Source organism: Actinoplanes sp. NPDC049598, assembly GCF_040675435.1.
In the GTDB taxonomy this organism is placed as follows: domain Bacteria; phylum Actinomycetota; class Actinomycetes; order Mycobacteriales; family Micromonosporaceae; genus Actinoplanes.
This window is the reverse complement of the sequence record NZ_JBFAOX010000004.1, coordinates 226991-253299: the sequence shown is the minus strand read 5'-3', so window position 1 is coordinate 253299 and position 26309 is coordinate 226991. Positions and strand designations below refer to the sequence as shown.

15 protein-coding genes are annotated in these 26309 nt (G+C 72.4%); 7 read left to right on the top strand and 8 right to left on the bottom strand.

Going from position 1 to position 26309, the window contains the following annotated elements:
* Positions 1–17: 17 nt before the first annotated feature.
* Complete coding sequence (locus tag AB0J66_RS12425) at positions 18–2858, bottom strand: beta-galactosidase (protein ID WP_364659094.1); 2841 nt, start codon at positions 2856–2858, stop codon at positions 18–20.
* An 80-nt stretch (positions 2859–2938) separates the two neighbouring features.
* Here AB0J66_RS12425 and AB0J66_RS12420 point away from each other — a divergent pair, with 80 nt between their 5' ends.
* Positions 2939–4006 carry a cellulose binding domain-containing protein gene (locus AB0J66_RS12420; RefSeq protein WP_364659092.1) on the top strand — a complete coding sequence of 356 codons (1068 nt, stop codon included), beginning with the start codon at positions 2939–2941 and terminating at the stop codon, positions 4004–4006.
* A 140-nt stretch (positions 4007–4146) separates the two neighbouring features.
* Here AB0J66_RS12420 and AB0J66_RS12415 read toward each other — a convergent pair whose 3' ends face one another.
* Positions 4147–9864: a ThuA domain-containing protein gene (locus tag AB0J66_RS12415; RefSeq protein ID WP_364659090.1), complete on the bottom strand. Its 5718-nt coding sequence runs from the start codon at positions 9862–9864 to the stop codon at positions 4147–4149.
* A gap of 184 nt (positions 9865–10048) precedes the next feature.
* On the opposite strand from AB0J66_RS12415, the gene AB0J66_RS12410 reads away from it, so the two are divergent.
* Genes AB0J66_RS12410 through AB0J66_RS12395 form a run of 4 tightly spaced genes read left to right on the top strand, consistent with a single transcriptional unit; the run spans position 10049 to position 15924 of the window.
* On the top strand, positions 10049–12025 hold the full coding sequence (locus tag AB0J66_RS12410) for a M6 family metalloprotease domain-containing protein (RefSeq protein ID WP_364659088.1): 1977 nt from the start codon (positions 10049–10051) through the stop codon (positions 12023–12025).
* Positions 12026–12032: 7 nt separating this feature from the next.
* Entirely contained in the window at positions 12033–12863 is an 831-nt protein-coding gene (locus tag AB0J66_RS12405; protein ID WP_364659086.1) for a carbon-nitrogen hydrolase family protein, read from the top strand.
* A gap of 56 nt (positions 12864–12919) precedes the next feature.
* The gene (locus tag AB0J66_RS12400) at positions 12920–15355 is read left to right on the top strand and encodes a hypothetical protein (RefSeq protein WP_364659084.1); all 2436 of its coding nucleotides are present in this window, start codon (positions 12920–12922) and stop codon (positions 15353–15355) included.
* Positions 15352–15924: a hypothetical protein gene (locus AB0J66_RS12395; RefSeq protein ID WP_364659082.1), complete on the top strand. Its 573-nt coding sequence runs from the start codon at positions 15352–15354 to the stop codon at positions 15922–15924. Before AB0J66_RS12400 ends, AB0J66_RS12395 begins: the two co-directional genes overlap by 4 nt.
* On the opposite strand, the gene AB0J66_RS12390 is transcribed toward AB0J66_RS12395, so the two are convergent.
* The 3 genes from AB0J66_RS12390 to AB0J66_RS12380 all read right to left on the bottom strand — a co-directional run bounded on the left by AB0J66_RS12390 (position 15921) and on the right by AB0J66_RS12380 (position 18031).
* On the bottom strand, positions 15921–16589 hold the full coding sequence (locus AB0J66_RS12390) for a hypothetical protein (protein ID WP_364659080.1): 669 nt from the start codon (positions 16587–16589) through the stop codon (positions 15921–15923). The two genes, AB0J66_RS12395 and AB0J66_RS12390, sit on opposite strands and share 4 nt — an antisense overlap.
* Before the next feature lie 90 nt (positions 16590–16679).
* Positions 16680–17264, bottom strand: a complete 585-nt coding sequence (locus AB0J66_RS12385) for a calcium-binding protein (RefSeq protein ID WP_364659078.1) — start codon at positions 17262–17264, stop codon at positions 16680–16682.
* Positions 17265–17440: 176 nt separating this feature from the next.
* Complete coding sequence (locus tag AB0J66_RS12380) at positions 17441–18031, bottom strand: hypothetical protein (protein ID WP_364659076.1); 591 nt, start codon at positions 18029–18031, stop codon at positions 17441–17443.
* A 142-nt stretch (positions 18032–18173) separates the two neighbouring features.
* Between AB0J66_RS12380 and AB0J66_RS12375 the strand changes: the two genes are divergently transcribed.
* Together AB0J66_RS12375 and AB0J66_RS12370 are read left to right on the top strand one after the other, a co-directional pair.
* A complete protein-coding gene (locus tag AB0J66_RS12375) occupies positions 18174–19286 on the top strand; it encodes a histidine kinase (protein ID WP_364659074.1) in 1113 nt (370 codons plus the stop codon).
* On the top strand, positions 19283–19939 hold the full coding sequence (locus AB0J66_RS12370; RefSeq protein ID WP_364659072.1) for a response regulator transcription factor: 657 nt from the start codon (positions 19283–19285) through the stop codon (positions 19937–19939). The genes AB0J66_RS12375 and AB0J66_RS12370 overlap by 4 nt, the downstream gene beginning before the upstream one ends.
* Here AB0J66_RS12370 and AB0J66_RS12365 read toward each other — a convergent pair.
* Genes AB0J66_RS12365 through AB0J66_RS12355 form a run of 3 tightly spaced genes read right to left on the bottom strand, consistent with a single transcriptional unit; the run spans position 19915 to position 26167 of the window.
* Entirely contained in the window at positions 19915–22479 is a 2565-nt protein-coding gene (locus tag AB0J66_RS12365) for a glycosyltransferase (RefSeq protein WP_364659070.1), read from the bottom strand. The genes AB0J66_RS12370 and AB0J66_RS12365 overlap by 25 nt on opposite strands.
* Positions 22476–25406 carry a glycosyltransferase gene (locus AB0J66_RS12360; RefSeq protein WP_364659068.1) on the bottom strand — a complete coding sequence of 977 codons (2931 nt, stop codon included), beginning with the start codon at positions 25404–25406 and terminating at the stop codon, positions 22476–22478. Before AB0J66_RS12360 ends, AB0J66_RS12365 begins: the two co-directional genes overlap by 4 nt.
* The gene (locus AB0J66_RS12355; protein ID WP_364659066.1) at positions 25403–26167 is read right to left on the bottom strand and encodes a glycosyltransferase; all 765 of its coding nucleotides are present in this window, start codon (positions 26165–26167) and stop codon (positions 25403–25405) included. Before AB0J66_RS12355 ends, AB0J66_RS12360 begins: the two co-directional genes overlap by 4 nt.
* Between the last annotated feature and the right edge of the window lie 142 nt (positions 26168–26309).

Below are 26309 nucleotides of genomic sequence, written 5' to 3'. Positions count from 1 at the left end.
GAACCGTACCCCGCCGGTCACCGGATGGGCGTGTCGCGCACCGGGACGCCGCCGCGGTGGGTGGCGATGGGGGTCAGGGTGGGCGTGGCGATGGGCGTTGCGGTGGTGGCGATGTAGGCGATGGCCAGGGTGTTCCGGCCGGTTTGGTGGAGCGGGCCGGCGGGGAGGACGAAGTCGGTCTGGGGGCCGATGTCGGCGCCGTACTGGCCCAGCTGCCAGCCGTTCAGGTAGAGGATGGCGCGGTAGCCGGCCGGGGGCGCGGCGGAGAAGCGCAGGGCCACCGAGGTGTCCTGGCCGGGCTTGAGGGCGAGGGTGAACGAGGTGCGCCGCCAGGTGACCCCGGCGGGGACGGCCGGGGCGGCGGGGGGCCAGGAGCGGTCGGCGTGAGTGGGCAGGGTCCAGCCGGCGCGCTCGCCGTAGAGGCCGCCGTTGTTCAAAGGGCCGCGGATCGGGTCGATGGCCGCCGTGCCCTGGATGCGCCAGGTCACGGGGGCCGTTGAGCCGTTGACGCGGGCGCCGACCAGGCCACGGGGCTGGCGGAACCGGTTGTCGTCGGCGGTCCAGTCGTCGTTGTGGCCCATGTTCTGCACCAGCACCGACAGGACGGCCGGCTGGCCGGGCTTGAGCAGACCCGGCGGTACGGCGAACTCGCCCGGCCCGGGTGACGGATTGGCGGGCTCGTCGGAGTCGGCCTGGACGCCGCCGGCTGCCGAGCCGAGGTACCGGCCGTTCAGCCAGACCAGGTAGTTGCCGCGCTTGCCGGTGATCGCGTTGAGCGCCACGGACGTCTCGGCGCCGGTGGCGGTGAACCGGCCGCGGTACCAGACGCTGCCGGTGTGGAAGCCGTACTCGTCGCTGAACAGCACCGGCTGAGTGAGCGGAACGAACGGGCTGAGGCTGGTGGACTTGTCGGCCACGGGCCAGCGGGAGTCGTCGAAGCCGGGCGCGGCCTCGGGCGCCTCGGCGTGCTGCCGCCAGCCGGTCAGGGCCGGCAGGGCGACCGGGCGCGGCCCGGGCAGGTGCCCCAGCACGGACCCGCTGCGCGTGGGCCGGGTGGCGATTCGCTCACCGTTGACGGTCACCGCGCGCCCCGCCGAGAAAACCTCGACCGGACCGGCGACGGCGGTATCGGCGCGCAGCGCCACGAGGCCCGGACCGGCGGCGCTGCCTGCTCGTGGCGCCTCGGTGGCCGAGCGCAGCAGGGCCGTGCCGCGCACCAGGACCGGGCCGGTGGCCGTGTCGGCGCGCCAGAACGACGCCGCCGTCTCGGGTGTGCCGAGCAGGAGCAGCAACGGCCGCCGGCCCCCACCTTCGATCAGCACCCGGGCCAGCCCGTTGTGCGTGTAGTCGAGTCGCAGCTCGCCGGCGCCGAAGCTCGACGCGACCCGGCCCTCGAGCACGGTCACCCGCGGCCGCGACGAATAGCTGAGCACGGTCGCGCCGGGCGCGTCCTGGTTGCCGTACAACACCGCGACGTCCCGGCCGCCGATCGCCTCATGGGTCAGAATCTCCGAAGTGGACGCGACGAGCCGCTGGCCACCGAGCGCGTACCCGCTCACGAGAACCTTGGCGTCCCGGCCGGCCAGCGTCACCGGCAAGCCCTCCAGGGTGCTCGACACGGGCGAGGTCCCCGGGTTGCGCACGAGCACGAACCGGGTGCCGTCGTCCGGGTTGACCCGCGCGAGCGTCTCCAGCCCGGTCACGGTGGGCGCGGCCGCCGGGTCGGTCTTGGTCAGCGACCCCGCCACCGCGTGCAGGAAGTAGCCCTGCCGCTTGTACTCGTCGTACTTCGCGGTGAGCTGCCGGCCCTCGGTGATGGCGGCGCCGTAGTCGTAGGAGGTGTAGACGTCGTTCGGCTGGGCCAGCCAGCCCCAGTTGGTGCCGCCGAAGCCCATGTAGTAGTTGAACGCCGTGGCCCCGCTGGCGATCAGGTTGCTCTTCTGGAAGTACCGGGTGTACGCGACACCGGTGAGCTCCCGGCACGCCTCGTACCCGGCGTTGTTCACGTCGATCGCGCCCGCCTGGTACTCCGCGGCGAAGACCGGCGCGTCGTCGCGTACCCGCTCGGTGACCCCGGCCCCCCACGGACCCCAGACCGTCGCGGCATTGCCGCAGTCGAAGGACTGCGGGTAGTCGTCCACGCCCGGAATCGGCACCGCGCCCGGCCCCGACGCCCAGGTCGAGGTCCATGACGCCGCGTCGCAGCACAGGTTGGTGGTGATGGGCACGTCGATGCCGGCCGCGCGGGCGGTGTCCTGCAGGTCCTGCATGTAGGCGGCGTCGGTGTCGACCGCGTACTCGTTCTCGACGTTGTAGAGCAGCACCGATCCGCCGCGGGTCAGCTGATGCCGGGCGATGATCGGGTTGATGTGGGCCAGCCACTCCCGGTAGGCCTCGGTGTAGCCGGGCGCGCTGCTGCGGGCCCGGCCCGGCACCAGTTTGAGCCAGCCCGGGAAGCCGCCGCCGGTGGTCTCGGCGTTGATGTACGGGCCGGGGCGCGCCACCACGTACAGCCCGACCTGCTCCGCGGTGCGCAGCAACCGATCGACGTCGCGCACGCCGGTGAAGTCGTAGACGCCCGGGGCGGGCGAATGGAACGCCCAGTCGAAGTAGACGGAGATGGCGTTGAAGCCCGCCGCCTTCTCCTTCTCCAGGATGTCCCGCCACAGATCGGGGCTGGGCAGCCGGAAGTAGTGGAACTCGGCCGCCTGCAGCAGCACCCGCCGCCCGTCCACCATCAGCGAGTGCTTGTCGTAGCTGACCTGATGCGCTGGCTGGGCGACGGCCGGCGGGGTGCCGGTCAGGCCGCCGCCGGCGAGCACCAGGACCAGGACGAGCAGGATGCGGCTGAGCTTCATGCTGGGCCTCTCCGCGTTTGTATTGACACGTGTCAATTTATGATTGCACGATGGGAGCGCTCCCGGAAGGTGGTTCCGCCATGCCAAGAGGCCGTACGCTTCTGCTCGCCGCCCTGCTCGGCTTTGTCGCGGCCGTACCGACGGTGACGACGGCCGCCGAGGCCGACGCTCCGGTGCGGATCATGCCGCTGGGCGACTCGATCACAGCCGGGCCCGGGTGCTGGCGGGCCAAGCTATGGAACAAGCTGCAGACGGCCGGCTACTCGAACATCGACTTCGTCGGCACGCAGACGGATGGCGGCGGCTGCAACCCGGGGTTCGCGTACGACACCGACCACGAGGGACACGGCGGGTTCTCGGCCACCGGCATCGCGGCCAACAACCAGTTGCCGCCCTGGCTGGCCGCGGCCCGGCCCGACGTGGTGCTCGTGCATCTGGGCACGAACGACATGTGGGGCGGCTACATCCCGCTGACCGACAAGTTGACCGCGTTCACCAAGCTGGTCGGGCAGATGCGGGCGGCCAACCCGGCCGTGAAGGTCGTCGTCGCGCAGATCATCCCGATCAGCGCCGCCGCCTGCTCCACCTGCCCGGCCGACGTCAGGGCGCTGAACGACGCGATCCCGGGCTGGGCCGCCGGCCTCAGCACGGCCCAGTCCCCCATCACCGTGGCCGACCTGTGGACCGGCTACGACGCCGTGGCCGACAACACCGACGGCATCCACCCCAACGACACCGGCTTCCGCAAGATGGCCGACGCCTGGTACCCGGCCGTGGCCCGCGCCCTGGGCGGCCCCACCCCGACAACCCCACCGACGACGCCACCCACTACGACACCACCGGTGGGCTCCTGCGTCGCGACGTTCGCGGTGACCAGCCAGTGGACCGGCGGCTTCCAGGGCGAGGTGACGGTACGCAACGCGTCGTCCACGGCCGCCGCGAGCTGGACCGCGGCGTTCACCTTCACCGCCGGGCAAACCATCAGCCAGGCCTGGAACGCCACCGTGACCCAGACCGGCGGCGCGGTGACTGTCCGGAACGCGAGCTGGAACGGCCGCCTGGCGCCGGGCGCCTCGACCTCGTTCGGCTTCACCGCCTCGACGACGACCGCCAACCCCATCCCATCGGCGACCTGCGCCTTGAGCTGAGGCGAGCCCACCCCGAGCCAAGGCAACCCGCCCCAAGCCAGAACGACCTGCACGCAAACTGCCTGGCCGGCTCCGACGGCTGGGACCCGGCCGGGTGACGCGGCGAGGGGCCCGTCCGGGAAGACGGGCCCCTCGCGGCCTCACCGCGGGGAGATCCGGGTCGGGTCCACGCCGAGGCGGCCGGCGCCCTTCACCGGCTTGCCGTCGTTCGCCTTCACCCCGGCCGCGCTGGCCGTCCCGCCGAGGCGGACGATCATCGCGTCGGCGTCGCGGATCAGGGTGTCCCGGATGTCGGTCTCCGGAGAAGCACCGGTGACGAGAGTCTTGAACGCGTTGAGCTCTTTGATCGCCTTCGCGTCCTTGCCGGCCGCCTCGGCCGCCCGGACCGCGTCCAGTTTCGCCGACAACTGCTTGTGCGCCTTGGCCGCGAGCCGCCCCGTCGCCTTGAACCGGTCCAGCAAGTTCTGCATGTCCCGGAACGAGGTGGCCACGTAGAACTGCACCGTCGTCGTCGTGCGGTTACCCGCCTTGTCGGTCGCGGTCGCCGTCAGGTCGTGCAGGCCGAGCGGCAATTCGTACAGGGCGAGCAACGAGCCGTTGGTGTACGCAAGACCATTCAGCGTGGCCGAGGTGCTCTGGATGCCGGAACTCGGGTCGACTGCCTGCCACGAGATCCGTACGTCCTGGCTGTCGCCGTAGAGTTGGCCGTGGGCGACTCCCGCCACCAGCAGGGTCGGCTTGCTCCCGTCGATCCGGAGGATCGCCGACTTGAGCGTCTCCGCGTTGCCCGCCTTGTCGGTGGCCCGGTAAAGCAGTTCGTGCTGCCCGTCCCCGGTCACGTCGACCGGGGCGGTGTACGGGGTCCACGCGCCCCCGTCCAGCGACCACTCCACCTTTCCGGCCCCCGACCCGGCGTCGGCCACGGTCAGCGTGACCGGGATGGCCCCGGCGTGCCAGCCGTTGTCGTTGGCCGGCGCGAACTGGGCGGTGGTGAGCGGCGCCGTACTGTCGATCTTGACGGTGACCGACTTCGCCGTCTCCACGTTTCCCGCCCGGTCGGTCGACCGGAACCGCACCTCGTGCGGGCCGTCCCCGGTGACCGTCACCGGTTCGGTGTACGCCGTCCAAGCGGTCGCCCCGTCGACCTGGTACTCGGTGCCCGCCACGCCACCGCTGTCGGTCGCGGTCAGGGTGACCGTGACGTCCCCGGTGTGCCAGCCGCCGATCGGGCTCCCGGAGACGGCGGCTTCGGTCACCGGCGCCACGGAGTCGTTGGTGAGCCGGAAGTAGTCGAACGCCACGGTCTTCGAGGCCGTCTGGGCCGCGCCGAGACTGTAGAGGCCCACCTTGGGCGTGGCCCCGATCGCGGCGTTGGTCAGCGCCGGGAACTCCGTCCAAGTCGTGCCGTCGGCCGAGTACGAAGCGGTGTAGACATTCCCGGACCGAGCCAGCCGCAGGTGCCAGACCGCCGACGTCAGGCTGCCCACCTGCGGTTGCGGATCCTGCACGGCCGCGCCGATCTCGCTGCGGAACTCGATCCGCCGGCTGAGCGGCTGCCCGGCCGTGTTGTCGAGGACGAAGTCGAGCTTGAGGTAGTTGTCGTCGTCGCCGTAGACGATCAGGCCGCCCTGCTGGTACTGCTCGTTCAGCAGGGTGCCGTCGACCTTCGTCTCCGCCGTCCAGTCGCCGGACGGCGCGGTCTGCAGGATGAAGTTCGCCGGCCCGGTGTTGCCGCTGGTGTAGATGTCCCCGTTGGGCACGTCGATCCGCAGCGCCCCGTCCGCGATCCGGTAGCCCGCCGCGTCCTCCCGGACGAGCGCGTTCCACCGGCACTTGTCGAGCGTGGCGCCGGTGAACTCGTCCGAGGGCGTGACGGGTTCGTCCGGGGTGAGAAGGAACCAGTCGAACGCCGCGTCCACCACCGGGGCGGTGGTGCCGCCGTTGAGCGCGAAGAGTCCGACGCGCGGGTTGGCGATGCCGGCCAGCGCGGCCGCCCGCCCGACCGGGGTGAAGGTCTGGCCGTCGGCCGACGCCGCCGCCGTCAGGTTCGTCCCGTCGCTGGTGAGCCGCAGGTAGAACGTGTCACCGGCCGGGGCCGCCGTGCTGTCGCCGCTCTCGTTGCGCGGCGTGCCGGCGTTCTCACGGATGAACTCCACCGTGCGGGCGCCGTTGTAGAGCAGGTCGAGCTTGGCGTAGTTGTCGTCGTCGCCGTAGACGATCAGCCCGGCCTGCTGGTAGTTCGCGGTGACGGGCAGGGTGATCTTCGTGGTGGCCTGCCACGCTCCGCTCGGCGCGGGTTTGAGCACCAGGTTGGTCGCATCGTTGCGGGTGCCGTAGAGGTCGCCCGCGGCGGTCGGCAGGCGCAGCGTACCGCCGGTGACCGAGAAGGCCTGGTTCTCCCGGACCACCGACCAGCGGCCGCGGTCGAGCCCGTCACCGAGGAAGTCGTCGGAGCGCGCCCCGAAGCAGGCGGTGTCGGGCGCGTCCACCTTCACCGGCACATTGACGTATCCCTTGGCGCCCCGCTTGTCGGTCACCGTCAGGGTGGCGGTGAAGTTGCCCGCCGTGCGGTACGTGTGCTCGGCGTCCAGGGTGGCCGCCGTGCCGCCGTCGCCGAAGTCCCAGGCATACGTCAGCGGGGTGTCGTCCTCGGCGTCGGTGGCCGTGCCGTCGAAGGCGACGGTGACCGGCGCGGTGCCGGTGGCCGGGGTCGCGACCGCGCTGACCTTCGGCGGCGCGTTCTCGGTGACGCCGCGGCCGAGGAAGTCCATCCAGTTCACGTTGAGCAGGGAGCCGGCGCCGCCGGCCGGGTCACGGACGACGAAGAACAGCGACTCCGTGTCGGCGGCGGAGACGTCGGCCGTGACATCGATCCAGTTCTGCCATCCGCCCGTGCCCGGCACTGTGGCCACGGACACCAGCGGGCCGTCGGCCGCCCCGGAGCGGACCTCGATCCGGCCGCCGGAGACATCCGAGGCCACCCGGAAGCGGATGGCGTCGACCCCGGTCAGGCTGGCCGGGTCGAGCGACCACCAGTCGCCGTCCTCGATGAAGCCGATGTTCTGGCCGCCGCCGGCCGGGTCGGTGGTGGTCTCCTTCTGCACGCCGGCGTCGCCGCCGCCGGTGCCGCCGGGGATCCGCCCGGTGGCTGTGTAGTACTCGGCCTGCTTCCGCTTGGGCTGCAGCTGCTCGATCGCCCGCCCGGTGAGCGGCTCGGCGCCACCGGCCCCGCCGTCGTCGGTGTAGGTCGCCTCGAAGACCGCGAAGACGTTCGCCTCGGCGCCGTGCCCCGCCGCGAGCGCGGTCTGCACGGTGCCGGTGCAGCCGGTGTGCTGCTCCAGCGGGTGGGCGTGCTCGTCGTGGCCGAGCAGCACCTGCAGGCGTACCCGGTCGCAGTCGATCGCGCCGTCCTCCGGGTCGGTCACCTTGATCGTGTACTTGACCTGGTCGCCCCAGTCGAAGAAGCCGCCGTCGGGCGGGAACTCGATGGACACCGTGGGTGCGGTGTTGCCGACCGTCACGGGCACGTTGGCCACCGCCGTACGCCCCCTGAGGTTGGTAACGGTCAGTTGGGCGGTGTAGTTGCCGGCCTCGGTGTAGGTGTGGGTGGGGTTGGCCTCGTTCGAGGTGCCGCCGTCGCCGAAGGCCCACGCGTAGGTCAGCGCGCCGCCGTCCGGGTCACGGGAGCCGGCGCTGGAGAACTTCGCGGTCAGCGGCACCGGGCCCGAGGTCGGGGTCGCGCTCGCGGCGGCGATCGGGGCTCGATCCCCGGCCACGTAATCGATCCGGTAGACGCCGGAGTCGTCGTTGCTGCCGCCGAAGCCGCTGCCCCACTCGATCAGGTACAGCGCGCCGTCCGGGCCGAACTCGAAGTCCATCGGGCGGATGAAGCCCATCCCCGGCAGCAGCTGGTTGATGTCGACCAGCGACTTGCCGTCGGCGGTGAGCTGCATGGCGTACATCTTCGACTGGTTCCACTCGCCGAACAGCGCCTTGCCGTCGTAGTAGGCCGGCCACTTACGGTCGGAGGCCGAGGCGGCGTCGTAGCGGTAGACCGGGCCGCCCATCGGGGCGCCACCGCCGCCGATCTCCGGGAAGCGCGGATTGCCGCCGTAGTCGTAGTCGACGGTCGCCGCGACGGCCGGCGGCAGGTTGGTCAGGCCGGTGTTGTTGGGCGAGTTGTTGACCGGGGCCGCGCAGTCGAACTGGGCGCCGCTCGGGCCGGACGGGAACTGATAGTCGTTGTAGGCGTAGTTGGCGCCGGTGCAGTACGGCCAGCCGTAGTTGCCCGCGGTGCTGACGATGTTCCACTCCACCGTGCCCTCGGGCCCCCGGTTCGGGTTGGCCGTGCTCGCGTCCGGCCCGTAGTCGCCGACGTACAGGACGCCGGTCTTCGGGTCGGTGCCGATCCGGAACGGGTTGCGGAAGCCCATGCCGTAGATCTCCGGACGGGTCTTGGCGGTCCCGGGCGGGAACAGGTTCCCGGCGGGGACGGTGTACGTGCCGTCGTCCTCGGGGTGGATCCGAAGCACCTTGCCGCGCAGGTCGTTGGTGTTGCCCGCGGAGCGCTGGGCGTCGTAGTCCTGCCGCCCGGCCCGCTCGTCGATCGGCGTGTAGGCGTCCGACTCGAACGGGTTGGTGTTGTCACCGGTGGCCAGGTAGAGGTTGCCGTTCTTGTCGAACGTCATGCTGCCGCCGGCGTGACAGCAGGTGTTGCGCTGGGTGTCGACCTGCAGCACGACCTTTTCGCTGGCCGGGTCGATCGTGTCGCCGCTGACGGTGAAGCGGGACAGCAGGTTGCGGGTCACGCCGTCGTTGCGGGCGTAGTAGAGGTAGACCCAGCCGTTGGCGCTGAAGTCCGGGTCGAGCCGGAGCCCGATCAGCCCGTCCTCGTTTCCGGTGAAGACGTCAAGGTCAACCGCGGTGGCCGTACGCCCGGTGTCGGGCCGGATGACCTGGACGCGCCCGTCGCGCTCCACATAGAACACCCGCCCGTCGGGGGCGATGTCCAGCTCCATCGGGTTGCTGGTGTTGCCGTCCAGCGCGACCTTCTCGAAGCTGCCGGTCAGCGAGGCGCCGCAGTCGGCCTCGAGCTCGCCCGCCGCGGTCCGGATGCCACCGAGCAGGTGGGCCAGGAACTGCGGGTCGGCGTACGACTCCTGGGTGTGGCCGCCACCGGTGTACCAGGCCCGGCCGCCGTCGTAGTCCTGGCACCACGCAGTCGGGTGGTCGCTGCCCATCGCGCCCGCGCCCGGGGTGTACGAGGTCTCGTCCAGGCTGGCCAGCACGTGCACGTCGCCGCGCGGGTTGGTCCGGAAGTTGTACCACTCGTCGTAGCGCGACCAGCGCTCCGGCAGCGTGGCCGTGGACGGGTGGGCGTGGTCCTCGACCTTGACCGTGGCCTGCTGGTTGGCCGGGTGCGAGTTGAAGTAGGCGCCGACCAGCTTGCCGTACCAGGGCCAGCTGTACTCGGTGTCGGAGGCGGCGTGGATGCCCGCGTACCCGCCGCCGGCCTTGATGTAGCGCTCGAAGGCGGCCTGCTGACCCGCGTCGAGCACGTCGCCGGTGGTCGACAGCCAGATCACGGCTCGGTAGTTGGCCAGGTTGGCGTCGGTGAAGGCCGCCGCATCCTCGGTGGCGTCGACGGTGAATCCGTTGTCCGCCCCCAGCTGCTTGATGGCGGCGATCCCGGCCGGGATGGAGTCATGGCGGAACTCGGCTGTCTTGGAGAAGACGAGAACGGAATAAGCGTCAGCGGCGACGGCCGCCGGCCGGGCCGCGGCTGGACGCGGAGCGGCGAGAAGGGCGCAGATCAGCAGCACAACTGTGAACAGCCCGCGGAAATGTGGACGGGGCACGGAGTCTCCTTGTCCTTACCAGACAGTGATCACTCGGGCGGCCCGCCGAAAAGCCCTCCCTTTACATAGATGTTTGTTTATTCGCTGCACTAATCCAGGGCAAGGGATCGCCGGGTAACGGTTTGATAACTGAGGGTACGATCTGATCATTGAGATCTGTCGATTATTGGGTCAGGATGGCGGGATGACGAGCGCGCGACGCCTGGTCTCGACCCTGTCCGTTCTCACGTTGGGCGCGGCTCTGGCCGCCACACCGGCTGTGGCCGCGCCGCCGGGTGGGGTCAACCCGGACACGCCCTGGCGGATGCGGCACTGGCCGCAGACCCAGCCGTGGCAGGTCGACGAGGCGGCCGCGCTGAGCGGTAAGGGCGGCGGGCCGCAGCCGATCGACCCGCAGCGCTACGAGCTGCCGGACACCATGACGTGGTCGGACTACAAGGCGGTGCCCGGCACCGACTGGGCCAACCCGGCCGTACGGGGGTCGGAGCGCACCTTCAACGGCGCGCTCGTGCTCGTCGACTACCCGAACCAGCCCTTCGTCGTCACCCAGCCGGCCAACTCCACCATCTACGGCAACCCGTCCGGCGTGCAGAACCTCGCCCGGGCCGACGTGCCGCAGTTCTACCGCGACTTCCTCAACAAACCAGGGAAACTCAACCGCGGCCACACCATCCACGAGTACTGGATGGAGGACTCCAACGGCCGGTTCGGCATCGAGCTCAGCTCGTTCGGGGTCTACCAGATGCCGGCCGACAGCCACGAGTACGGCATCGAGACCCAGATGCAGCGCGGTCAGGGCTGCCCGGCCGGCGACACCTGCGCGCGCAACCTGCGCACGGACGCCCGGGCCGCCTGGATCGCCGCCGTCGGCGAGACCGAGGCGGCCAAGTACGACTTCGTCTTCTTCCTGTCGGCCGGGCAGGACGAGTCGGCCACCTGGCAGGAGTTCGGGCCGATGAAGTTCACCACCAAACAGGACGTGACCGACGAGTGGGGGCCGCCGGACGCCGCCCTGCCCAACTGGAACGCCACCCGCTACGTCGACTGGACCTCCTGGCAGGCCTCGGCCAACATCTGGCCCAACGCCACCCAGGGCAGCTCGCTGCAAGCGGAGAGCTCGGGCATGTCGACGTACGCCCACGAGTTCAGCCACATCCTGGGAGTCGGCGACAACTACAACAACCCGTACGGCGTCCCGGCCCGCCGTGACTACAGCGGCCCCTGGGAGATGCTGAGCCGCGGCACGTTCAACGGTCCCGGCGGCCCGCACAGCCGCTGGCTGATCCCGGGCACCTCCGGCTCGTCGATGGGCGCCCAGCACATGCTGCGCAACAAGATGAAGCTGGGCATCGTCTCCTCCGACGCGGTGCTTCGCCTTTCCCGCGAGTCCTTGGCCGCCTCGGGCGCCGTCGTGACCCGGGTGACGGCCCGAGCGGTCGACCGCGGCCTGGCCGGCATCAACGTGACCCTCGACGGCGGGGACCGCTCCCCCGCCTGCGACGCGGCGACCGACCCGGTCTGCGACGGCGGTGGCTACGACAACTACACCCTCGAAGTGGTCGACCGGATGGGCTTCGACTCGTTCACCCCCGACTCCGGCGTGCTGCTGGCCAAGACGAAGAACGCCGATGCCGCCCCGTTCATCTGGACGATCGACGCCAACCCCCAGGACATCGACAAGGTCGATTTCGTCCTGCCGGACGGCACGCCGCAGAAGATGACGATCGGCGACTACCGCCAGCTCTCCGACGCCCTGTTCCACGCCGGCACGAACTCCGGCAGCGAGTTCGAGTACGTGGACACGGCTAACCGCCTGCACTTCTACGTGCTCGACCGCAAGCGGGACGGCAAGGGCGTCCTGTCGTACGAGGTGGCCGTCCGCTCCCTCGACGGCAGCGGCCCGGCCCGGCGCGCCGTCCGGGCCTACCCGGCCATCGGGCTGTCCCGCTGTCTCGTCCCCGTCCGCAACACCGGTCAGGCCACCGACGTCTTCCGGGTGACCGCCCCCGGCGCCGCCCTGCCCCGTACGGTGGTCAGCATCCCGGCCGGTCGCACGTCCTTGGTGGAGGTCTGGCCGAAGAACACCCGCCGCACCGCGGTGACCGTCACCTCGGAGAGCAGCCCGGCCGCCAAGTCGACGACGTTCTGCACGACCCGATAATCGAGACGTGCTGATAGCCGTCGCCCAGACCGAGATCACCACGGATCCGCTCATGAACGGCCGGGCGATCCGGGCCGCGATGCGCCAGGCGGCGGACCAGGGCGCGCGCCTCGTTCACTTCAGCGAGGGCGCCCTGTCCGGCTACGCCGGCGGCGCGAAGTCGTACTACTGCGGCTGGCGCATCGACTGGGCGCCGGTCACCGACGAGCTCCGCCGCACGATGGCCCTCGCCGGCGAGCTCGGCGTCTGGGTGGTGGCGGGCGGCAACCACCGGCTCTCCGGCCGCCATCGGCCGCACAACTCGCTCTGGGTCATCAACGACCGGGGCTTGCTGGCCGACCGGTACGACAAGCGCTTCGTGTCGCACTCCGAGATCAACGGCTACTACACGCCGGGCGACCACCCCTGCACGTTCGAGGTCGACGGCTTCCGCTTCGGCTGCCTGATCTGCATCGAGGTCAACTTCCCCGAGCTGTGGATGGAGCAGCGGGCCCTCGGCGTGGACTGCGTGCTCTTCTCCACGTTCTCCGAGGATCCCGTCTTCGAGATCCTGGCCCGGGGCCACGCCGCCGCCCACAACTACTGGGTGAGCATCGCGGTGCCCGCCCAGTGCGCCCCGGCCGCCGCCTCGGCGGTGATCGGCCCGCACGGTCATCCGCTGCGGCACGCCCGCGCCGACGGGCCGGACGTGATCTGCGTCGAACTGGACCGGGCCGACCCGGCGCTCGACGTCGCCCTGAACAAGGCCCGGCCCTGGCGGGACATCGCCCGGGCGGGCGAGCTCTACGCCGCGGCGCGGGTCAGCGACCCGCGCAGCACCGACCGCAACCATCCGTGACCGAGTGTCCGTGATTTGGCTGACGCCGATGCCCTCCCGGGTCAACGGTGAGGGTGATGGTTGGCCTGCTGAACCGAGTCGTCGCCGCGATCGCGTTGCTCGCGACGTCGGTCGCGCCTGCCGTGCGGGAGGCCCGGGACCCTGCCTTCACCGCGCACCCGAAGCCGGTCGTCGGCCTGCCCGGCGAAGCGATCCACGTGGAGTTCACCTACAACGAGCCGCCCATCGTCAACACCGAAGCGGCGGACTCGCCCGCCACCATCACAAGCTGCGAGTTCAAGCTGGACAAGGACGAGAAGACCACCCGGTGCACCTACGTTGCGGAAGACGACACCTGGACAATGGTCATGCCCAGGCCCCTGAAGCCAGGCCGGCACGACGTCCACTGGACCGTCTATTACAAGATCAACAACGATTCGATAGGTACGCCCGACGAAGGCGACTTCACCTTCGACAGTGTGGAGCCGTTGTTCCGTACGACGGTGAAAGCGCCTTCGCCTCACCCGGGGCAGTTGGTCGACGTGCGGTTCACCAGCGAGACGGACGGCGTGACCATCACCGGCTGTCTGGTGCGGGACATCAAGTGCGGCGAGGACGACGGCGGGTGGTTCGCGCGGGTGCCCGCCCCGGAGACCACCTCGGCCGTGCCGTGGAGCGTCGGCTACACCGGCGGGCCGGGAACCGAGGACACCGCGCCGGGCCGGGTCGAGATCAAGGTCGAACCGTGGCCGGCGCCGGAGTTCCAGGTCGGGATCGCCGGATCGGCCGAGGTCGGGCCGGGCACGCCGGTGTCGGTCAAGTTCGAGAGCCTGACCACCGGCGTGGACGTCAAGACGTGCTTCGTGACCTATCGGGGGAAGCGCATCGACTGCGGCGAGACGGACCTGGCCACGGTCACGATCCCGGGCGACGCCGAGACGGGTCCGGTCGAGATGCCGTGGGAGCTGGCCTTCGAGAGCTCCCGGCTGGGCGAGAAGGACGACGTGCGTACCGGATCAGTCAAGATCACCGTGGTGGTGGAGGAGCCGCGCTTCTCCGTGGCCGTCCAGCCCGAGAAGGCACGGCCCGGTGACATCGTCACGCTGACGTTCACCTCGCTCGTCCCCGGGGTGAGAGTCGTCGACTGCGTCGCGTTCTTCCCCCACGCGATCGGCGACACCTGCCGGCGGTCGCCCCAGCCGCGGGTCGTCCGCACCCGGATCCCCGGCGACCTGCCGCCCGGCGTGACGCTGCTGCGCTGGGGCGTCGAGTCCAGGGACGCCGCCGGCCGCCGCGGCGCGGACGACGACGTCATCCCCTACCTGGTCCTGCCGCCGCGGCCCGGGACCACACCGACCACCAAGAACCCGACCCGGCCCACCACAGCCACGACATCGTCACCCGGCAACGACAACGGCAACGGCTCAGGCACGAGCAACAGCACGGGCACGGGCAACGGCTCGGGCACGGGAAACGGCAATGGCTCAGGTAGCGGCAGCGGCAACGGACCCGGCGGCGGCAACGGCAGTGACATCGGCGGCGGCACGGATACGGGTCAGGTGACCTCTGTCGCCGGGCCGGCGCCCGAGTTTGTGGCCGAGACGCGGCCCGAGACCGCCCCGCCCGGTGCCCCGGTGACGGTCGTGGTCTCCCCGCTCGACCCGGACGTGCGCATTCTCGGCTGTGCTGTGGTCTTCACCGGCGGCGGCGACCGCGCCTGCCGAGCCTCAGGCGACCGCTGGTCGGCCCGCACCACCGTCCCCGCCGGAGCGTCCGCGGGTGAGACGCTGCCCCTGGACTGGCGGGTCAGCTTCGTCGCGGCCGCGGGCACCCGGGCCGACGCCCGCGGCACGACCGACTATCCCGTTCGCGGAAGCGCCCCGGTCACCCCGGTCTTCGAAGTTGTCGCCGACCCGGCCGCCGCGGCCATCGGCAAGCGGGTCACCGTCTCGCACAACTCCGAGGCCACGGGTGTGGCCATCACCGGCTGCCAAGTGGGCTTCGCCGGCAAGAGTCTCACCGACTGCCAGCGGTCGCCGGGCGGCTGGACCGCCCAGGTCGAGGTGCCACCGGCCATGCCGGCCGGTCCGAACCCGCTGCATTGGACGATCGCCTACGCCCGCTCCGGTGGCCCCGGCGGGACCGCCCAGGGCCTGTCCTCGTTCCGAGTGCTGCCGCCCGATCCGGACGATGACCATTGGTGGGAGAACCCGTGGGGCCTTCTCGGCCGGATCGCGCTCGGCGGCGTCCTGCTGGTGGGTCTGCTCGCCTTCCGCGTCGCCGGCAAGCCGATCCTGGCCCGGTTCCGCCCCCGCCCGGCCGCCGCCGGGGCCGGGGATCGCTCGGCGGCCGACGAGCCGGCGGGCGACGAGACGCCGTCCGTCGTTCCGGTCGGCGGGCCCGAGGACATGTCCGTACAGGTCGACCAGCCGGACGCGCTGCCGGCCCGGGACATTCGACTCGAGACCCGCCGCCCCCGTCTGGCGCCGCACGTGCCGGAGGAGCTGACATGACCAACACCCCGATCAGCGCCGTCTTCTTCGACGACCCCGACGGCGCGGCCCGCGCGCTGACCGAGACGCTGCGCTCCACCGACTCGGCCGGGGAGATCCGCGACCGCCTGGGCCGGACGGCCGATCTGGCCCAGGACGCCGTGGTCGACGAGGTCGGCAGCGCGGCCGGCGAGATCCTCGAGATGAGCGTCGGCACGATCTTCGAACGGTCCTGGTCCAAATACCGGGCCCTGGTGCTGGCGGCCGAGGAGACCGCGGGCGACCCGGACGCGGTCCGGCTGATCGAGCTGATCACCCATGACGTCTCGGTCGGCTACCAGCCGCGGGTCGAGGTGTATCTCGGCGCCCAGCGGGTCGCGACGGTCCCCCTCCAGCTCACCCTCGATCTGACCCTGCGCGGTGTCCTCGTCCGGATCCGCGACGGCTGCGTCACCGGCGTCCAGGCCGGCGATTGCGCGATCAAGGGCGCCCTGGCGATCGCCGGCCAGGAGGTGACCAGCGGGGAGCGGACCTTCGACCTGGCGCGCGACATCGCGTTCCCCACCCCGATCCGGCTGGCCGCCGGTTAGCACTCCGGCTTGTCGTGTTTGAGGGCCAGCGAGGCGACGGCGCCCCGGACGAAGGTGAACCGGTAGTGGACGTTGGCGTACTCGTCGGTCTGGCCCCCGTAGGCCAGACCCTCGCCCCAGGTGCTCCCCCGGTCGGCGGCCTGCCCGCTCAGGTCGGCGTAGGTCCGCTCCGCGTCGGCCAGCGAACTGCCGATCCGGATGCCCTCGGGGGTGGCGATTCGGCCGTACGCGGGGATGGAGACCACGCCGCGGGAGGTGTACCCGACCGTCGCGTCACCCGCGCCTTCCTTGTTCAGATACCAGCTGCCGCAGCCGGCGTCGCCCTCGCCGGCCCGGACCAGCCCCGTGGCCTCGGCCTCCTTCGGGGTCATCCCGATCTGCAGCTTGCCCAGGCCGGTCGGGCCGAGCACGTTCGCCGGCCCGATGACGCGCGTGACTTTCGGCTTCGGCTTGGCCGACGTGGTGGACGGGCGAGGTGAGGACGCCGGGCTGGATGAGGTCGGCGAGCTGGGCGTCCTGGTGACAGTTGGAGCGGCGATGGCGGACGGGCTCGGCGAGGTGCCGCCGACCGGGAAGGCCTCCCCTCCCACCTGCTGCGGCTTCTTGGTGCAGCCGGTGGCCGCGATCAGACCGGCGGCCGCGAGGATGGTGATGGTGCGTCGCATCGGCGCCACTCTCCGAATCGATCGGCCGGGTGGGCCGACCATACGTGCCGCTGTCACGCGCGTACGGCCGGCCCTTGACCTGCTTTGTCCTCAACCGACGACGTGGTTCTTCCCCGGGCCGCCGCGCAGTTTGTCCTTGCCCGGGCCGCCGAAGAGGCGGTCGTTGCCGGCGCCGCCATAGAGCGCGTCGTTGCCGGCCTCGCCGTGGAGCGCGTCGGGGCCGCCGTTGCCGTAGGCCGTGTCGGCGCCGCTGCCGCCGTGGATGACGTCGCCGCTGGACGAGCCGCGGATCGTGTCGTTGCCGGTGCCGCCGTAGGCGATCAGGCGCAGCCGGGTCTTGTTGACGATGCTGTCGCCGCGGTCGAACGTGCTGACCTGGACCCGCTCGGTGAGTTCGCCGGCGCCGCAGAGCACCCGGGTCCGGTCGCCCTTGACGGCCTTGCAGCCCTTGCCGGCCCGGATCGGGAACTTGTCGTCGATGCTGATGTAGTAGGGCGGCCCGCTGGCCACGACGACCCGGTTGGCCTTGCCGGTGGCGGCCTTGTAGACGATCACGTCGCCGTACTGGTCGGCCACGGTGTAGGCGACCGCGGTCGAGGCGGCCTGCGCGGGTGTCGCGAAGGCGGCGGTCAGGCCGGCGCCGGCCAGCACCGCGGCCAGGTAGATCTTGCGCACTGTCTTCCCCGTTCTCGTGTCTGCATTGCTCCGACACTCGGTGCGATGCGCCTACCGCCGGCGCAGTTCTCGATCAGAGGTCACGGGTTGGTAACGAGCAGGCTCGAGGCCGTCCAGCCGCGCCGGGTCGGCCACCCCGAGCTCGGGGCGGTGGCCGTCGAAGCTCTGGGCGGCGCTCAGCCGTAGATGACGGTCAGCGTCAACGGGGCGATGGCGCCTTCGGCGTTGCCGATGACCATCAGCATCACCGGGACGCAGGCCGCGGCCGCGAGGATCGCCGCCGCCAGGGTCGGCCGGCGTCCGGTGGGCCGGCGGAGCAGCGATCGCCACAGCGCGACGGTCAAGGCCAACAGCGCCACGAGCAGGATGGCGCAGATGACGGCCTTCGGCCGCTGCCACGCGAGCCGGTCGTCGATCGCCTCCTGGAGAAGCGGGGAGACCTCCGCGCGGCCGGCGTCGAGCCACTGTTGGCCGACCGGGGAGAAGGTCGTCCCGGCCAGCGTCTGCCGTGGGTTGACGACGCTGGTGATGTTGGCCCAGCAGGCCACCAGCATGAACAGGCCGAGAATTAAGCTCGCCAGGCCGAAGCCGAGATAGGTCCGCCGCTCGAAGGTGCGGCGCGGGGCCCGCCGGAAGCGCCTCCAGGCGAACACCGCGAAGGACAGCAGCAGCACGGTGAACAGGCCGCCGGCGACCAGGAACACGATGTGGTAGTTCCGGTCGTCGGCCAGGACGCGGTCGTAGGCCGGGGTGGTTTCGAAGGACATGGATCCGACCGTACGAAGCGTGGGGTGGGCGGGCCTCGCTCGGAGTGACCATCTTCTTCGGGGGCTCTACGACCAAAGGATGAGACGAAATTCGGCACGGAGTCGGATTCGGCCCGGCGACCGGATACCTAGGCTGGCCGACATGAAGTGGTGGCACACCGCAGCGGGCGACGTGGTGCTGGCGGTGGTCGTGGCGGCGGCGACGGTGCCGCAGATCTACTATCACGCCACGCACGCCGACCCGCAGCTCCCCGCGTACGTCCTGTTCAGTGCCCTGCTGGTGATCCCGCTGGCCTGGCGAGGGCGGTCTCCGCTCCCGGTGTTCGGCCTCGCCGTGGTGGTGGCGCTGGCCCAGTGGCTGACGGGGATTCACCTGACGGCCGACCTGGCCCTGCTGATCTACCTCTTCACGGTGGCCAGCCGCTGTCCGATACGAGTGGCGGCGGTCGCGGCCGGCGTGATCGAAGTGGGGGCCCTGATGGCCGCCGTCCGCTGGCCCGAGACGGGTTCGTGGGCCGGGACCGAGACCTGGACCGGGACGTTCCTGCTGATCTCCGGCCCGGTGATCGCCGTCCTGCTGCTGGGCGTGAACGCGAGGCAGCGCAACGACGCCCTGCGCGCCGCCGTCCAGCAGGCGGCCGCGGCCGAGCGCGCGCGGATCGCCTGGGAGATGCACGACATCATCGCCCACAGCCTGTCCGTCATGGTGACGCTCTCCGAGGGTGCCGCCCGCAAACAGGCCACCGAGCCGCAACGGGCCGCGGAGGCGATGCGCCAGGTCGCGACCACCGGCCGCCAGGCCCTGACCGAGACGCGGCGGCTGCTCGGCGTCCTGCGGGCCCCGGCCGACCGGCACCCGCAGCCCGGTCTCGCCCAGCTCGACGACTTGCTGGACCAGGTACGCGCCACCGGCCTGACCGTCGCTTCGGAGGTCACCGGCGCCCCCGCCGACCTGTCTCCCGGGGCCGAGTTGACGGTCTACCGCATCGTGCAGGAGGCCCTGACCAACACCCTCAAACACGCGACCGGGGTCGGCCGGGTCAGCGTCGCCATCACCCACGACCCGGGCACGGTGACCATCGAGGTCCACGACGACGGGACGCCGCCGGCGGGCCGCCCGCACGGCGGTCACGGCCTGGACGGCATGCGCGAACGGGCCGCCGTCTACGCCGGCACGGTCAGCGCCGGCCCCGGCCCCCACGGCGGCTGGCACGTCCACGCCGAGCTGGCCCGGCCGGCCGGGAGCGCCCGATGACGATCCGTCTGCTGCTGGTCGACGACCAGGCGCTGATCCGCACCGGCTTCCGGATGATCCTCGAGGAGACCGGCGACATCGATGTCGTCGGCGAGGCCCCGGACGGCGCCGAGGCGGTCCGGCTGGCGGCCGAGCTCCGCCCCGACGTGACCCTGATGGACGTCCGCATGCCCGGGGTCGACGGCATCGAGGCCACCCGCCGCATCGTGGCCCGCCACCCGGCCGCCCGCATCCTCATCCTGACCACCTTCGACCTGGACGAGTACGCCTTCTCGGCGCTCCGGGCCGGCGCCGGCGGCTTCATCCTCAAGGACGTCCCCGCCGACGAACTGGCCCGCGCCATCCGCGCGGTGGCCCACGGCGACGCGGTCGTCTCCCCCCGCATCACCCGCAGCCTGCTCGACGCGTACATCACCCAGCGCCCGGCCCCGCCGCCCGACCGCACCCAGGCGGTCCTGGCCCAGCTGACCCCGCGCGAACGCGAGGTCCTCCGCGCCGTCGCGGCCGGCCTCTCCAACACCGAGATCGCCGAGCAGCTGGTCGTCTCCGACGCCACCGTGAAGACCCACGTCGGCAGCGTCCTGACCAAACTCAACCTCCGCAACCGCGTCCAGGCCGTCATCCTCGCCTACGACATCGGCCTCGTCCGGTAGCGCGCCACCGGCCGCCGCACGACCGGGCGCTCGGGCAGCACCGACTCGTAGGCCGCCAGCTGAGCCGCGGCGACCGCGTCCCAGTCCAGGTGCCGCACCGAGTCCGGCCCGGCCGACCCCAGCCGGGCGCACAGACCCGGATCGTTGGCCAGGCTCACCAGGGCGCCCGCATAGGCCCGCACGTCGAACGCCGGGACCGGCACCCCCACCCCGGGCCGCACGAGCGCCCGCAGGCACGGAATGTCGAACGCCACCACGGGCGTGCCGACGGCCAGCGCCTCGGCCGCGACCATGCCGAAGGTCTCGTACCGGCTGGGCATGCAGACCACCCGGGCCGAGGCCAGCACGTCGAACCGGGCCGTGCCGTCGACGCGGCCCAGCCAGTGCAGGCGGTGGGCGATGCCGAGCCGGCCGGCCATCTCCCGCAGCGCGGCCTCGTCGGGCCCGTCACCGACGATGACCAGGTCCGAGCCCGTGTACGGCGCGATCTGGGCGTACGCCTCCAGCAGCAGGTCCATGCCCTTCTGGGCGATCTCGAGCCGTCCCAGGAACAGCAGGTGGTTGCCGCGCCGCCGGGGGAACGTCTGCCAGGCGGCGGGCTCGAGGCCGTTCGGGATCGCCCGCACGTCGGCCCGCGGGTTGCGCTCACGCAGCTCGGCCGCCAGGTCCTCGCTGACCGCGACCATCGTGTCGTGCGCGCCCACCCCGAGCCGTTCGATGTGGTGGAACGGCAGGTGGTACTGCTTGGCCTTGTCGGCCGCGAAAAGCCACTGCACAACCCCGACCACGGGCGTACGGGTCAGACAGGGCACCGCGATGCTCGAGAACGGGGCCGCGAAGTCCTCGACGATGACGTCCGGCCGCCAACGCCGTTCCATCCCGGGCAGACCGGTGAGCACCGCGCCGAAGTACGCCAGCAGCGACGGGAAATGCCCGGCGGTGAGCGGGCCGAGCCGCCAGCCGGCCGGCACGTAGCGGACCCCGTCGCGGACGTGCTCGGTGAAGCCGGGGTAGCGGCTGCACGCGACGACCACCTCGACCCCGGACGCCGCGAGCCGGCGGTTGACCTCGTGGGTCCGCACCGACCCGCCGCCCGCTCCGGGGCGGGCCGGGTCCTCGAAGCCCAGGTGCAGCACGCGTAGCGGGCCGTCGGGGCGGGGACGGGCCCGCGCCGAGCGCAGCGCCAGCAGCCCGGCCACCGTGGCCGCCGCCAGCCAGAGGGCCGGGTGAACGGTCAGCAGGTGCAGCACGAGCCAGGTCAGCCCGACGGCGGGCGCCGCGCCGAGCACGGCCGGACCGACCCGCACCCCCCGGCCGGCCCGCTGGACCTGGACGGCCAGGCCGGTGGCCGCGCCGAGCACGACCACGGCCGAGGCCCAGGCCAGCCGCAACGGATCGGACGCGGTGAGCGCGTAGGCGAACCCGCCGATCAGGGCGGTCACGCCGAGCAGGACGGCCGCGGGCCGCAACCGGCCGCGGGCCTGCAGATAGGCGACCAGCAAGGTGGCGAGCGCGCCGCCGAAACCGGCCAGGGCGAGCGGTGGCAGCAGTTCCAGCGCCGACACGTACCGGGCCGGCAGCACGAGCTCGACCAACGGCGCCGGCACGGTGGCCGCGCCGGCCGTGACGATGCCGCCGAGCACGAGGAACGTGCCGAGGGTGGCCCGGAACGCGCGAGCCGCCGCCCGCCCGTCGGCCGCCTCGACCAGGCGGGGGAAGACCGCGGTGGCCAGGGCCGTGGCCAGGAACAGCGGGATCCGGGCCAGCACCAGCAGCGCCTGGTACCCGGCCAGGCCGTCGCCACCGCGCTGAATTGCGGCCCCGACCACCACGTCCAGGGTGAGCAGCAGGGACAGGGCGGCCTGCCCGGCGGCCATGCCGGCGGCGTGGCGGGCCAGCGCGCGGCGCTCGGCGCCGGAGTCGTCGGCGCCGGGCCGGCCCAGGGCGCCCCACAGGTCACGGCCGAGGGCGAGCAGGCTCCACGCGGCGGCGACGGCCGCCCCGGCGGCGAACGCGCCGATCACGCCGCCGCTCCCCCAACCGGCCGTTGCGGCGAGCACGCCCAGGGCGACCCGGACGACGACCTCGACCATGCGGACCCCGGCCAGCGCCCCGAACGACTGCTCACCCTGCAGCACGCCCGCGCCGACCGCGGTGAGCAGGATGAGGGTGGCCGCGGCGGCCTCCGCGAACAGCAGGCCGGCCCCGGCGTACGAGGCGGAGGCCGCGGTGACGGCGACGACGGCGACCACCGCCAGGCCCAGGCTCGCGCCGAGCCCGAAGCGGACGGCCCGGCGCCGGCGGACGTCGCCGCGGCGGCTGAGCGCGGCCTCGCGGGCCATCACCCAGGGCACGGCGGCGCTCGCCACCGTGCCGACGGTGAGCAGCAGGGTGGAGGCGGCGGCGAAGCGGGAGAACTCGGCCGGGGTGAGCAGGTGGATCAGCACCAGGGACAGGCCGTAGTTGGCGGCGCCGGTCAGGCCGGTCGCGACCAGCAGCAGGCCGGCGCCGGCGGAGGACGGCACGCGATGACGGCTCATCGGTTGCGCGCCCCCTCGGCGACCAGCCGGCGGACGTCGTACACCCGCAGGTCGCCCATCGTGCGGCCGTGGGCCGAGAAGACGACCCGGGCCCCACGGTCCAGGCCGGCCACGAAGTCGGGCCGGGCCAGCCCGTAGCCGCGGTCGGCGAGGGCCGTGGAGACGACCACGAAGTCGACGTCGTGCGCCCGGAGCGCGGCCAGGTCGGCCCACTGCCCGAGCTTGACGTCGGCCAGCACGAACTGGGTCACGTCATCGGTCACAGCGACCGTGCTGCCCTCCGGAAGCCCGCGGGGCGCCCAGGCCAGCAGCTGCCGGTACGTGTCGTCGGGTCGCGTCCGGATCCCGGCCCAGATCGCGCCGTCCCCGGCCAGGACGGCGAAGGCCGCGACACCGGCGATCACGGGCGCCCAGCGCCGGCCGGTGGCCCGCTTGGCGGCGGGCGTGCGCAGCGCCAGGTCCAGGCCGGCCGCGCTGAGCACGATGCTGCTGACCAGCACCGGGTAGAACATCTGCTCCTCGAGGGTGCCGAAGACCACGGCGTACCCGATGAAGGTGAAGGCTCCGACGCCCAGCGTCAGCAGGACCGGCGAGCTGCCGCGCCGCCGGGCGGCCAGCAGGGCCACCGTGGCCAGCCCGCCGAGCGCGATCAGCAGGTAGGACGCGCCGAACATGGTGAGGTTGGCCAGCACCCGGCTGTGCAGGGACTCGGCGCCGGGCTGGTTGAAGCCGGTCACCTGGTCGGCGCCCGAGACCCGGGCCAGCCCGCTCGCCTTCTCGGCCCACCACGCGGGGAGCATGCCGAGCGCGGCCATCGAGGCCACATAACCGGCGTACGCCAGCACGAGCGTCGCCATGGCGGCGATCCGCATCCTCCGCCGGGCCCGGTCGGGGGTGAACAGCAGGAGCAGCAACGGGAACGCGGTGACGAAGGCGTACCACTCCTTGGTCAGGATGGAGGCGCCGAAGAACAGCCCGGCCAGCACGCCCCAGCCGAGGCGGGGCCGGAAGGTGAGCACCACCAGGCCCAGCGCCGCCCAGGCCATGGCCGGCGCCTCCAGCATCACCCGGCTGTCGAAGCGCAGCATGAACGGGTCGACCGCGAGCAGCAGCCCGGCCCCGGCCGCGATGGGCAGCCGTACCGTCCGGACCAGCAGCAGCGTGATGGCGGCACACCCGATCGCGCCGGCCACCGCGGCCACCGGGCGGGCCGCGAGCACCAGCGACGCCGTGTCCGCCGGGAGCCCGAAGAGGTCGAAGAAACCGGCCAGCACCAGGAAGAAGCCGGGCGGGTGCAGATGGAACGGGCCGCCGTTGAGAGTGAGGCCGGCGCCGGTCACGAGGTTGCGGCCGACCGAGGCGTAGGAGACCTCGTCGACGAAGATGTCGTAGGCCCGGCCGATCGAGATCAGCCGGGTGGCCAGCGCGAGCAGGAGCACCCCCACCGGCAGCAGGACCATCGCCCCGCCCCGCGGCCGCGGCAGCGGGTCCGGCGCGGGCCGCTCGATCTCGGCCCGGGCGGGCGGATGGGCCCGCCAGCCGAGCAGGTCGCGATGCCGGGCCAGGCGCACCCGGACGTCCGGGCCGGAAAGACCCAGCCGGTCCAGGACGCCGTGGGCGTCCTGCTCGTCGGCCCCGGTGAGCAGCAGGGCCGCCTGCCGGCCGTCCCGGTCGACCAGGTCGGTCACCCGCAGGCCGGTCAGGTCGGCGCGATCGAGGTCGTGGGCGGGCAGGGTGATCAGGGCCGCGCTGTCCGAGCCCGGGCGCCGCTCGGTGGCGGCCAGCGTGACCCGCTGCCGTTCCGCGGTGAGCACGGCGACCAGGTGCTCGGCCGTGGCGGCCCAGGTGAACCGGCTCGCCCAGGCGACGCAGCGCTCGGCGTACCCCTCGGCGGCCCGCGGATCGGCCAGCTCGTTCAGGGCGGTGACCAGGGTACGGCTCAGCCGCGCCGGCAGTTCTTCCTCGGCTCCCGGCTCGACCAGCCAGCCGGTCTCGCCGGGCCGGATCGTGTCGCGCAGGCCCGGCACCGAGAACGCCACCGCGGGCACGCCGGCCGCCGCCGCCTCCATGACCGACAGTCCCCAGCCTTCGCCCATCGACGCGCTCGCGGTGAGCCAGGCCGAGTCGACCAGCGCGTCCCGCACCACGTCGCCGATCCGGCCGTGGAAGACCACCCGGTCGCCGAGGCCGAGCTCGGCGGCGAGGTGCTGCAGGGCGGGACGGGCGTCGCCGTCACCCACCAGATGGAGCTCGACCCCCGGCGGCAGCGCGCGCATCAGCAGGTCGACCCGCTTCTGGGTGACCAGCCGGCCCACGCAGACGATCCGCGGGACCCCGTTGGGCCGGCGCGGCCGGGGCGGCGGCAGCTCCTGCCCGCAGGGGGCGAGGTGCACCGGGCCGCGCAGGGCGAGCCGCCGGCGGATCTCGGCCCGCGAGGACGGGGACACGGCGGCCAGCGCGCGGTCGCCGTACACGAAGGCGCTGGCCTGGTTCTCCAGGAACTGGCCGACCCGGGCGGCCGGCTGGGGGAAGTGCACCAGGAACTGGTCCTGGTGGACGTGGTGGATGAGCAGGGCGATCGGGGTGCTGCGGCGCACCGCCAGCGGGGTGAAGAACGGGATGCCGTTCTGCGAGTCGATGACCCCGTCGATGGACCGGCGGTTCAGCAGCAGCCAGAACAACACGAACAGATAGACCGTGTACGTGCCGCCGCCGCGCACCACGGCGCCGAAGGAGGCTTCCGACCGGCGCGGCTGCCCCTTGGCGCGGGCCGTCACGTACGTGACCCGGATCCCGGCCCGGCTCAGCTCCCCGGCGACCCGCTCGCAGTACAGCTCGGCCCCGCCGGCGGCCGGATGCCCGCTGTCCCGCCAGTTGCAGACGACGACGTGCCGGCCACGCCACGGGTGACTGCCGTAGACGCTCACCGGGCCCCCGCCGGCACCGGCGCCGGGACCTCCCGGTGCAGGCGCCACAGCTCGCCCACCACCTTCTTGCCGTCGGCCATCGGGCGGAACGTCGAGCCTTCCTGGTCGCGCCAGGCCACCGGGATCTCGACCACGGCCAGGCCGAGCGCCCGGGCCTTGGCCACCACCTCGAGGTCGAAGGCGAAGCCGGAGAGCCGGATCTCGGCGAACACGGCCCGCGCCGCCGCGGCGTCGAAGAACTTGAAACCGCACTGGGTGTCGGCCACCGGCCCCGAGTAGCGGCGGGTCAGCATGCGGAAGCCGGCGCCACCGACCCGCCGGACCAGCGGCTGGCGCAGCTCGAGCTTGGCCCCCGCGCACCGGCGGGAGCCGATGACGACCCGGTGGCCCGCCCGGAGCCGGTCGAGCACGTCGTCGAGGGCCTCGGCCGGGGTGGCGAGATCGGCGTCGCAGAAACCGACCCAGCGGGCGGTGCTGGTCAGCATCCCGCGGGCGACGGCCGCGCCCTTGCCGCGCCGGGAGCATCCGGTCACGGTCACCGGGACGCCGGCGGCCGCGGCCCGGTCCACCACGTCGGTCGTCCGGTCGCTGCTGCCGTTGTCGATCACCCGGAGGACCCCGTCGATGCGCCGGCGCCGCAGGTGCGCGGCGAGCGCGTGGAGGGTGTCGCTGAGCCGGCGCTCTTCGTTGTACGCGGGAATCAGGATCTCGAGATCGCGGCGCGGCACCGCGGCCCGGCCACGAAACACCAATTCGGACACGCGCGTCATCCCCCTGCCACTGCCACTTCAACGACGCTCTGCCGTAAGCCGGGAGGAATCTTTACAGCGAACTCACAGCCGCTGACTCGTCCTTTTGGGCAGGCAGCGGAGACCGCCTGCGCGGGGCCGTCTCAACCCGCTG